This is a genomic window from Pseudomonas sp. FG47, assembly GCF_057809115.1.
Window position 1 is genome coordinate 73,139 of the sequence record NZ_JBMDJI010000022.1, and the last position, 9,924, is coordinate 83,062.

Consider the following 9,924-nt stretch of genomic DNA (forward strand, 5'->3'; position numbering starts at 1 on the left):
TAATTGTTGAGCGCATCTATAGGATTTTTTGACGACTCCGGTAAGGCGACTTGGCCCCGTGCTGCCATAGCGGCGGAATCACAGGCTAACAGCCGATTTGGCCTGCGTTCGCAAGGGAGGGGACAGGGCGGTCGGGAGCTGTCCTACAGGGCTCGGCAAGTCAACCACGAGTGGTTTTATACTGCCCCGGCATAGCGCCATTTCCCCGCCTACCAGCCGAGATACATCAGGGAGCGTCAGGTTCATGAACGAAGTCTGCAGCATCAGCCAGGTCGCTGGCCTGATGGCCGACCCCAAGCGTAGTGCCATGTTATGGGCGCTGATCGATGGCACGCCGCGGGCGGCGGATGAACTGGCGCTGCTCACCGGCCTCAGTACGTCGTCAGCCTGTGCACATCTTTCGTTGCTGTCAACGGCGGGGCTACTGCGCTTCGAGCCTCGTGGGCGCAAGCGCTATTTCCGCTTGGCCACCCCCGAGGTGGGTGCGGCAGTGGAGGCGCTTGCCAGCGTGCAATTGCAGGTGCGTGAGGCTGGGCGCAAAGCGGATGCCTTGCAGATCCCGCTGTCCATGCGCAAGGCGCGTCTATGTGGCGACCACCTGGGCGGCGAGGTGGCGGCCGACCTGTTCCAGCGCATGCTCGCCGACGGCTGGCTCGAGGGCAGCGAGCAGCAGTTGTGCGTGAGTGTCGCAGGCAAAGCGCGATTGGCAGCCCTGGGGGTCTTCATCGACGCCTTGGTGCCTGATGGCAAGCGCGGTTGCATCATTTGCCATTGCACCGAGTGGAGCGACCAAAGACCGCATCTGGGGGGGCGCCTGGGGCAGGCGCTGTTGCGGTTGTTCCAGCAGTCGGGTTGGGTGCGTGAGCTGGAAGGCAACCGGGCGGTACAGCTTACGCCGCCCGGGTTGCAGCACATCAACGCTATCGCGCGGCTGCCGACACGACAGGTGGGTTAGCGCACCAGACGTGCGTCGAGGCTGTTCTGTGCCAGGCGACGGGCCTGGTCCTGGGTCATGCCCAGGTGCTCGTGCAGGGCGTGGAAGTTCTCGGTGACGTAGCCGCCGAAGTAGGCTGGGTCATCGGAGTTGACCGTGACCTTCACGCCGCGCTCGAGCATGTCGAGGATGTTGTGCTGGCTCATGTGGTCGAACACGCACAGCTTGGTGTTGGACAGCGGGCAGACGGTCAGCGGGATCTGCTCGTCGATGATGCGCTGCATCAGCCGCTCGTCCTCGATGGCGCGCACGCCATGGTCAATACGCTGGATCTTCAGCAGGTCAAGTGCTTCCCAGATGTATTCGGGCGGGCCTTCCTCGCCGGCATGGGCAACGGTCAGCAAGCCCTCGCTGCGGGCGCGGTCGAACACGCGCTGGAACTTGCTTGGCGGGTGGCCTCTTTCCGAGCTGTCCAGGCCTACGGCGACGAAGGCGTCACGGAACGGCAGGGCCTGGTCGAGGGTTCTCTGGGCTTCATCTTCGCTCAGGTGGCGCAGGAAACTGAGGATCAGGCCGCTGCCGATCCCCAGTTGTTCACGGCCATCCTTGAGCGCCTGGTTGATGCCGTTCAGCACTACTTCAAAAGGGATGCCACGGTCGGTGTGGGTCTGTGGATCGAAGAACGGCTCGGTATGAATCACGTTCTGCGCCTTGCAGCGTTGCAGGTAGGCCCAGGTCAGGTCGTAGAAGTCCTGCTCGGTGCGCAAGACATCGGCGCCTTGGTAATAAAGATCGAGGAATTCCTGCAGGTTGTTGAAGGCGTAGGCGCCGCGCAGGGTTTCCACATCGGCCCAGGGCAGGGCGACTTTGTTGCGTTCGGCCAGGGCGAACAGCAGTTCGGGCTCCAGGGAACCCTCCAGGTGCATGTGCAGTTCCGCCTTGGGCAAGGCGTTCAGCCAGTCATACATGTGTGCAATCTCGATCAGGTACGGTTGGCCGCCATTCTACAGAGCCTGGCCGGGCAATGCGCCCGCCCAGGCCTTGGTTCATCAACCGGCGATCAGTTGGGCGGCGGCCTGGCGATGGTTGGCGATCAGGCCCTGCACGTCCAGGCCCTCGATCTGGCCGTCGATGACCCGCCACTGGCCGCCGACCATCACCCGGTCGGCACGGTCGGCGCCACACAGCAGCAGGGCTGAAAGTGGATCGTGGCTGCCGGAGAAACGCAGTTCATCGAGCTTGAACAGCGCAAGGTCGGCCTGCTTGCCCACGGCCAGTTCGCCGATATCGCCGCGTCCCAGCAACTTGGCCGAGCCGCGGGTCGCCCAGCCCAGCGCGCGTTCCGGCGTGATCCGTTCGGCGCCGTAGCGCAAGCGCTGCAGGTACAGGGCCTGGCGCGCCTCGAGGATCATGTTCGAGGCGTCGTTGGAGGCCGAACCGTCCACCCCCAGGCCAACCGTCGCACCCGCGGCATCCAGCTCCACGGTCGGGCAGATGCCCGAAGCCAGGCGCATGTTCGAGCTGGGGCAGTGGCAGATGCCGGTCCCGGCAGCGCCGAGGCGGGTGATCTCGTCGGGGTTGAAGTGGATGCCGTGGGCCAGCCAGGTGCGTGGGCCGAGCCAGCCGACGCTGTCGAGGTAGTCGACGGTGCGCAGGCCAAAGCGCTGCAGGCAGAAGTCTTCTTCATCGAGGGTTTCGGCCAGGTGGGTGTGCAGACGCACGTCCAGTTCCTCGGCAAGCTCGGCGCTGGCCCGCATGATCTCTGGGGTGACCGAGAACGGTGAGCAGGGCGCCAGGGCAATCTGGATGCGCGCGCCGTCGCCACGCTCGTGGTAGCTGTGGATAAGCCGCTGACTGTCGGCGAGGATCACCTCGCCTTGTTGCACGGTCTGTTGCGGCGGCAGGCCGCCGTCCTTCTCGCCCAGGCTCATCGAGCCGCGGGTGAGCATGGCGCGCATGCCCAGCTTGCGAACGGCCTCGACCTGCACGTCGATGGCGTTGTCCAGGCCTTCGGGGAACAGGTAGTGGTGGTCGGCGGCAGTGGTGCAGCCAGACAACAGTAGTTCGGCCAGTGCTACCTGGCTGGCCAGCTCGAGCTTGGCCGGGGTCAGGCGCGCCCACACCGGGTAAAGGGTTTTCAGCCAAGGGAACAACGGCTGGTTGACCACCGGCGCCCAGGCGCGGGTAAGTGTTTGGTAGAAGTGATGATGGGTGTTGATCAGGCCAGGCAGCACTACATGTTCACGGGCATCGAACACTTGATCGCAGGGTGTGCTGGGCGTTTGGCCGGCGGCCAGCAGCTCGGTGATGCGGCCGTCTTCGATCACCAGGCCAGCGCTGGCATCGGCGTCGTTGGCAGTGAAGATGGCAAGGGGGGATTTCAACCAGGTACGGGTCGCAGGCATGGTGCCGGCTCCTCTGAAAGTGGGTTCAGGTAAGCCAGCTCAGTGTTGCCCTGTCTGCTGATCCAGGTTCGCCGCGGGGGCGAGGCTTGAAGTCTACTGCCTCGCCACGCGGCTTTCAATTCACCAGGTCAGCGCCTCGCCCTGGTAGTTGATGAAGCGCAGGCCACCTTTGCCGCTTTGCGCCTTGATCTGCGCGAGCATGCCGCGGGTGCTGGTGAGCACGTCGATCTCGGCGTTGTCGCCACCCATGTCGGTCTTCACCCAGCCCGGGTGCATGGCCAGCACGCACAGGTCGGGGCGCTGCAGTTCGACCACGAAGCTGTTGATCATCGAGTTGAGCGCGGCCTTGCTGGCCTTGTACAGGCAGATCTCGCCACCGTCGGGAATGGTCACGCTGCCCAGGATCGAGCTCATGAACGCCAGTACACCGCTGCCTTGGCGTACCTGGCCGGCCAGGCGGCGGGCGACCCGGATCGGCGCCACGGCGTTGGTCATGAACAGCTCGCCGACTTCCTGCGCCTGGACGCGCTCCAGGTCCTGCGGTAGCGGGCCCATGACTCCGGCGTTGACGAATACCAGGTCGAATACCTCACCTTGCAGGCGTTGCTTGAGGCCGTCAAGCTGCGCGGTGTCGTTCATTTCCAGGCGTTCGATGCGCACACCAGGTACCTCGGCCAGCGCGCCGGGCTTTTGCGGATCACGCACGGTGGCGACGACGTTCCAGCCGTCCTCGCGCAGGCGCTGCACCAGGCCGAGGCCCAGGCCACGTGAGGCGCCGATGATCAGGGCGGTTTTCTGTGCGGTCATTGCGGGGCTCCTGAAAAGGTGGGTGCTGGCTCAGGAGCATACTCCAGACCAGGGCTCGATGCCCGGCCTGGTCAGAAAATGATCAGTTCGGCGCAAGCCCCGTGATTACGGGGTCTGGCGCATCGCCGCACGGGTTATCCACAAGCTGCTCCACAGTATCTGTGTGCAAGCGCAACGTCTTGAAACAGCAGGTGGCGGGCGCAGTTCTGCTCAACGCCTGGGGATAACTAACTGATCCCGTTCGGTTTGCACGCCTGTCATACGGCTGTGATCAAAATATGCTCAAAGCCTTGCAGGCCTTGTCGGTAAAGGCCTGCACTAAAATGCCCAAAGCTTATCCACAGGCACGCCCACAGTAGTTGTGGGCAACCTTCAGCGGCGTTCGAGCAGGATCCGCCCACGGCTGAGGTCGGCCAACTGCTGTTGCAGGGTATTGAGGTGTGCGTCCCCCAGGGCGATCTGCAGGTCGACGCCATTGGCGGTGAACCGTTCGTCCAGTACCAGCCCATCCGCCTCGGCCAGGCGCAGCTTGAGCAACGCCAGCTCGCTGAAGCTGCAACTGCAGCTGAATTCGCTGCGTTGCACCAGCAGCCGCTTCGGCGCCTGTTGCAGGCACTTGTTGGCACCACCGCCATAGGCGCGGGCCAGGCCGCCGGTGCCTAGCTGAATGCCTCCGTACCAACGGATCACCAGGACGACCACCTGGTCGCAATCCTGGGCCTCGATGGCGGCGAGGATCGGCCGGCCGGCAGTGCCGCCGGGTTCGCCATCGTCACTGCTGCGGTACTGGGCGCCGAGTTTCCAGGCCCAGCAGTTGTGGGTGGCCGCCAGGTCGCTGTGGCGTTCGATGAAGGCCATCGCCTCGGCGGCGCTGCTGATCGGGCCGGCGAGGGTGATGAAGCGGCTCTTGCGAATGTCCTCGCGGAACTCGCAGAGCTCGAGCAGGGTAGAAGGCATAGGTCCGGGTCAGGCGGGCGTGGTGATGCCGCAGCCTTTGAGAATGATGTGGATAAGATTGTTGCTGGCGTCTTCCATGTCCTGCTTGGTCAGGCGGCTGCGGCCGGTGACCTGGCAGATCTGGGTGGCGAAGTCGGCATAGTGCTGGGTGCTGCCCCAGAGCAGGAAGATCAGGTGCACCGGGTCGACCCGGTCCATCTTGCCGGCGTCGATCCAGGCCTGGAAAACCGCGGCGCGGCCACGGAACCAGTCGCGGTAGTCGGCGCTGAAGTACTCGCTCAGGCACTCGCCGCCGCTGATTACTTCCATGGCGAAGATGCGCGAGGCCTGCGGGTTGCGCCGGGAGAACTCCATCTTGGTGCGAATGTAGTGGCTCAGCGCTTCGGCCGGGTCGTCCTCGACGTTCAAGGCGTTGAAGGTGCTGTCCCACAACTCGATGATGTTGCTCAGCACGGCGATGTACAGGCCCAGCTTGTTGGTGAAGTAGTAGTGCAGGTTGGCCTTGGGCAAGCCGGCCTTGAGCGCGATGGTGTTCATGCTCGTGCCCTTGTAGCCGTGGCGGGCGAACTCGTCTTCGGCGGCCTGGATGATGGCCTGCTCGTTCTTCTGGCGGATGCGGCCGGCGGGCTTGCCCGAGGCGGGGGAGCGATGCGCAGGGACTTCTAGGGTCATGGACGATTCCGGACGGGTCGTTACGAATGTCCGACAGATTACCTGCCTGTGCCGAAGTGACAAGCATTTGCGGCTCAGATGGGTATCAACGCGTCGCAGCCAGGTTGTCCAAAAAGCTTTCCAGCACCAGGTTCGGTCGCCGTCCCTTGCGCGTCACCCAGCTCAGGCCCAGGTCGTAGAAGCGCTGCGCAGGCTTGAGCGCGCGCAGGCGGCCTTGTTGCACCCAGAAGCTGGCGTAGTGGTCGGGCAGGTAGCCAATGTAGCGCCCGGTGAGGATCAGGAAGGCCATGCCTTCACGGTCCGAGGCGCTGGCGGTGCAGTGCAGGGCCTGGTAGTGCGCCTGGATATCGGCGGGCAGGCGGAAGGTTGGGGCGATGGCATCCTGGCTGTTCAGGCGCAGGTCGTCGATTTGTTGGTCGTCGGCGTAGAACAGCGGGTGGCCGACCGCGCAGTAGAGCAGCGAGCGCTCACTGTACAGCGGCTGATACTCAAGTCCCGACAGCGGGCTGGTCTGTGGCACCACGCCGACATGCAGGCTGCCGTCGAGCACGCCCTGCTCTACCTGGCTCGGGGCGATCATGCGGATCTGGATGCGCACGTCCGGGCCGCGGTCCTTCAACTCGGCCAGGGCGTGGGTGATACGCATGTGCGGCAGGGTTACCAGGTTGTCGGTGAGGCCGATGTTCAGTTCACCGCGCAAATGCTGGTGTAGCCCGTTGACCTCGGTGCGAAAGCTTTCCAGGGCGCTGAGCAGTTGCAGGGCCGAGTGGTAAACCTCGCGACCTTCCTCGGTCAGCGAAAACCCCGCGCGCCCGCGCTGGCACAGGCGCAGGCCAAGACGTTGCTCCAGGTCGTTCATCTGCTGGCTGATCGCCGAACGGCCGATGCCCAGAACATTTTCAGCCGCCGAGAAGCCGCCGCATTCCACCACGCTGCGGTAGATTTTCAGCAAGCGGATATCAAAATCGCTGACCTGGGCGAGGGGATCGGGACGTCGGCTCATATGTTTAGCACGCTGCGGAATGAAGGTTAGAAATGTTGGGTTTTCTGGACTTTATCGCCGTGCCAATTTAGCTGCAACAACATCCATCGTTGCCTAATCGTCTTTCGAGGAACCGCCCGATGAACATGCCCGAGACCGCCCATACCGGTATCGCCAGCCAGCTCAAGCTGGACGCCCACTGGATGCCCTACACCGCCAACCGCAACTTCCAGCGCGACCCGCGCCTGATCGTCGCGGCCGAAGGCAATTACCTGGTCGACGACAAGGGCCGCAAGGTGTTCGACGCCCTGTCGGGCCTGTGGACCTGCGGCGCCGGGCACACCCGCAAGGAGATCAGCGAGGCGGTCGCCCGCCAGGTCGCGACCCTGGACTACTCGCCGGCCTTTCAGTTCGGCCACCCGCTGGCGTTCCAGTTGGCTGAGAAAATCGCCAACCTGGTGCCGGGTGACCTCAACCACGTGTTCTTCACCAACTCCGGCTCCGAGTGCGCCGACACCGCGCTGAAGATGGTGCGTGCCTACTGGCGCCTGAAAGGCCAGGCCACCAAGACCAAGATCATCGGCCGTGCTCGCGGCTACCATGGAGTGAACATCGCCGGCACCAGCCTGGGCGGCGTCAACGGCAACCGCAAGCTGTTCGGCCAGCTGCTGGACGTCGATCACCTGCCGCACACCGTGCTGCCGGCCAACGTGTTCAGCAAGGGCATGCCGGAAGAGGGCGGTATCGCCCTGGCTGACGAAATGCTCAAGCTGATCGAGCTGCACGACGCCTCGAACATTGCCGCGGTGATCGTCGAGCCGCTGGCCGGCTCGGCTGGCGTGTTGCCGCCGCCCAAGGGTTACCTCAAGCGCCTGCGTGAAATCTGCACCCAGCACAATATCCTGCTGATCTTCGACGAAGTGATCACCGGCTTTGGCCGCATGGGCGCGATGACCGGCGCTGAAGCCTTCGGCGTGACCCCGGACCTGATGTGCATCGCCAAGCAGGTCACCAACGGCGCCATCCCGATGGGCGCGGTGATCGCCACCGGCGAGATCTACCAGACCTTCATGAACCAGCCGACGCCCGAGTACGCGGTGGAATTCCCCCACGGCTACACCTATTCGGCGCACCCGGTGGCTTGCGCCGCCGGTATCGCCGCGCTGGACTTGCTGCAAAAGGAAAACCTGGTGCAGTCCGCCGCCGAGCTGGCGCCGCACTTCGAGCAGCTGTTGCACGGGCTCAAGGGCAGCAAGAACATCGTCGACATCCGCAACTACGGCCTGGCCGGCGCCATCCAGATCGCCGCGCGCGACGGTGACGCCATCGTGCGCCCATATGAGGCGGCGATGAAACTGTGGCAAGCCGGCTTCTATGTGCGCTACGGCGGCGACACCCTGCAATTCGGGCCGACCTTCAATACCCAGCCGCAGGAGCTGGACCGTCTGTTCGATGCCGTAGGCGAAGCCCTGAACAAGGTCGACTGATCTTTCCGCTTTTGACGTCAGGCGCGTGAATTGCGCGCCTGCTTCTACTTTCTTTATCTGGAGTTCTGCATGAGCATTGTTCAGCACCTGATCCACGGCGAGCTGGTCACCAAGGGCGAGCGCACCGCCGAGGTCTTCAATCCGTCCACCGGGCAGGCCGTGCGCAAGGTCGAACTGGCCAGCCGTGCCACCGTCCAGCAGGCCATCGACTCGGCCAAGGCCGCTTTCCCGGCTTGGCGCAACACTCCGCCGGCCAAGCGTGCCCAGGTGATGTTCCGCTTCAAGCAGCTGCTTGAGCAGAACGAGGCGAAGATATCGCAGATGATCAGCGAGGAGCACGGCAAGACCCTGGAGGACGCCACCGGCGAGCTCAAGCGTGGTATCGAGAACGTCGAGTTCGCCTGCGCGGCTCCGGAAGTGCTCAAAGGCGAGTACAGCCGTAATGTCGGGCCGAACATCGATGCCTGGTCGGATTTCCAGCCGCTGGGCATCGTTGCCGGTATCACCCCGTTCAACTTCCCGGCCATGGTGCCGCTGTGGATGTACCCGCTGGCGATCGCCTGTGGTAACGCATTTATTCTCAAACCTTCCGAGCGTGACCCAAGCTCTACGCTGTTCATCGCGCAACTGCTGCTCGAAGCTGGCCTGCCGAAGGGCATCCTGAACGTCGTGCATGGCGACAAAGAGGCGGTCGATGCGCTGATCGAGGCGCCGGAGGTCAAGGCACTGAGCTTCGTCGGTTCGACCCCGATCGCCGAGTACATCTATGCCGAGGGCACCAAGCGCGGCAAGCGTGTGCAGGCCCTGGGCGGCGCGAAGAACCACGCGGTACTGATGCCCGATGCCGACCTGGACAATGCGGTCAGCGCGCTGATGGGCGCTGCCTATGGTTCGTGCGGCGAGCGTTGCATGGCTATCTCGGTGGCGGTCTGCGTGGGCGACCAGGTGGCCGATGCCCTGATCGCCAAGCTGGAACCGCAGATCAAGGCGTTGAAGATTGGTGCCGGTACTTCCTGTGGGTTGGACATGGGGCCGTTGGTGACTGCCGCGGCCCGCGACAAGGTAGTTGGCTACATCGATGAGGGTGTTGCCGCTGGCGCCAAGCTGGTGGTCGATGGTCGTGGCTATCGTGTGGCAGGTAACGAGGATGGCTACTTTGTCGGTGGCACGCTGTTCGACAATGTCACGCCTGAGATGCGCATCTATAAGGAAGAGATCTTCGGCCCGGTGCTGTGTGTTGTTCGTGTGAACAGCCTGGAGCAGGCGATGCAGCTGATCAACGAGCACGAGTACGGTAATGGCACCTGCATCTTTACCCGTGACGGTGAGGCGGCGCGGTTGTTCTGCGATGAGATCGAGGTGGGCATGGTTGGGGTGAACGTACCGCTGCCGGTGCCGGTGGCTTATCACAGCTTTGGTGGGTGGAAGCGGTCGTTGTTCGGTGACTTGCATGCCTATGGTCCGGATGGGGTGCGCTTCTATACCCGGCGCAAGGCGATTACCCAGCGCTGGCCGCAGCGGGCCAGCCATGAGGCGTCGCAGTTTGCGTTTCCTAGCTTGTAAGGGGTAGGGAAGTGGCGACGGGGGCTTGGGGTTGAGAGGTGTCCGTCTGGAAGTTGTGTTTGCGGTGAGAGGTGTCCGCCGTTAGGCATTCAGCGCCTATGAGATCGAGCGCCGCCC

9 protein-coding genes are annotated in these 9,924 nt (G+C 63.7%); 3 read left to right on the forward strand and 6 right to left on the reverse strand.

Annotated elements, in window-relative coordinates; all coding sequences use genetic code 11:
* The first annotated feature begins 244 nt into the window (after positions 1-244).
* The gene (locus ACODS5_RS17025) at positions 245-955 is read left to right on the forward strand and encodes an ArsR/SmtB family transcription factor (RefSeq protein WP_489109227.1); all 711 of its coding nucleotides are present in this window, start codon (positions 245-247) and stop codon (positions 953-955) included.
* Here ACODS5_RS17025 and ACODS5_RS17030 read toward each other — a convergent pair.
* The 6 genes from ACODS5_RS17030 to ACODS5_RS17055 form a co-directional block, all read right to left on the reverse strand.
* Entirely contained in the window at positions 952-1,902 is a 951-nt protein-coding gene (locus ACODS5_RS17030) for an adenosine deaminase (RefSeq protein ID WP_134692431.1), read from the reverse strand. The two genes, ACODS5_RS17025 and ACODS5_RS17030, sit on opposite strands and share 4 nt — an antisense overlap.
* An 81-nt stretch (positions 1,903-1,983) precedes the next feature.
* On the reverse strand, positions 1,984-3,339 hold the full coding sequence (locus ACODS5_RS17035; protein WP_489109228.1) for an 8-oxoguanine deaminase: 1,356 nt from the start codon (positions 3,337-3,339) through the stop codon (positions 1,984-1,986).
* Positions 3,340-3,459: 120 nt separating this feature from the next.
* A complete protein-coding gene (locus ACODS5_RS17040) occupies positions 3,460-4,146 on the reverse strand; it encodes an SDR family oxidoreductase (RefSeq protein WP_489109229.1) in 687 nt (228 codons plus the stop codon).
* Between the two features lie 372 nt (positions 4,147-4,518).
* Entirely contained in the window at positions 4,519-5,103 is a 585-nt protein-coding gene (locus ACODS5_RS17045; protein ID WP_134692425.1) for an IMPACT family protein, read from the reverse strand.
* Positions 5,104-5,112: 9 nt separating this feature from the next.
* Positions 5,113-5,775: a TetR/AcrR family transcriptional regulator gene (locus tag ACODS5_RS17050; RefSeq protein WP_134692423.1), complete on the reverse strand. Its 663-nt coding sequence runs from the start codon at positions 5,773-5,775 to the stop codon at positions 5,113-5,115.
* 85 nt (positions 5,776-5,860) lie between these two features.
* Entirely contained in the window at positions 5,861-6,778 is a 918-nt protein-coding gene (locus tag ACODS5_RS17055; protein ID WP_489109230.1) for a LysR family transcriptional regulator, read from the reverse strand.
* 119 nt (positions 6,779-6,897) lie between these two features.
* Here ACODS5_RS17055 and aptA point away from each other — a divergent pair, with 119 nt between their 5' ends.
* Together aptA and ACODS5_RS17065 are read left to right on the forward strand one after the other, a co-directional pair.
* Entirely contained in the window at positions 6,898-8,244 is a 1,347-nt protein-coding gene (gene aptA / locus ACODS5_RS17060) for an omega-aminotransferase AptA (RefSeq protein ID WP_134692419.1), read from the forward strand.
* Positions 8,245-8,313: 69 nt separating this feature from the next.
* Positions 8,314-9,807 carry a CoA-acylating methylmalonate-semialdehyde dehydrogenase gene (locus tag ACODS5_RS17065; protein ID WP_489109231.1) on the forward strand — a complete coding sequence of 498 codons (1,494 nt, stop codon included), beginning with the start codon at positions 8,314-8,316 and terminating at the stop codon, positions 9,805-9,807.
* Positions 9,808-9,924: the final 117 nt, after the last annotated feature.

Bases quoted from the DNA above. Each gene is read 5' to 3' on its own strand.
- ACODS5_RS17025 (WP_489109227.1), top strand. From the start codon at position 245: ATGAACGAAGTCTGCAGCATCAGCCAGGTCGCTGGCCTGATGGCCGAC.
- ACODS5_RS17030 (WP_134692431.1), bottom strand. From the start codon at position 1,902: ATGTATGACTGGCTGAACGCCTTGCCCAAGGCGGAACTGCACATGCAC.
- ACODS5_RS17035 (WP_489109228.1), bottom strand. From the start codon at position 3,339: ATGCCTGCGACCCGTACCTGGTTGAAATCCCCCCTTGCCATCTTCACT.
- ACODS5_RS17040 (WP_489109229.1), bottom strand. From the start codon at position 4,146: ATGACCGCACAGAAAACCGCCCTGATCATCGGCGCCTCACGTGGCCTG.
- ACODS5_RS17045 (WP_134692425.1), bottom strand. From the start codon at position 5,103: ATGCCTTCTACCCTGCTCGAGCTCTGCGAGTTCCGCGAGGACATTCGC.
- ACODS5_RS17050 (WP_134692423.1), bottom strand. From the start codon at position 5,775: ATGACCCTAGAAGTCCCTGCGCATCGCTCCCCCGCCTCGGGCAAGCCC.
- ACODS5_RS17055 (WP_489109230.1), bottom strand. From the start codon at position 6,778: ATGAGCCGACGTCCCGATCCCCTCGCCCAGGTCAGCGATTTTGATATC.
- aptA (WP_134692419.1), top strand. From the start codon at position 6,898: ATGAACATGCCCGAGACCGCCCATACCGGTATCGCCAGCCAGCTCAAG.
- ACODS5_RS17065 (WP_489109231.1), top strand. From the start codon at position 8,314: ATGAGCATTGTTCAGCACCTGATCCACGGCGAGCTGGTCACCAAGGGC.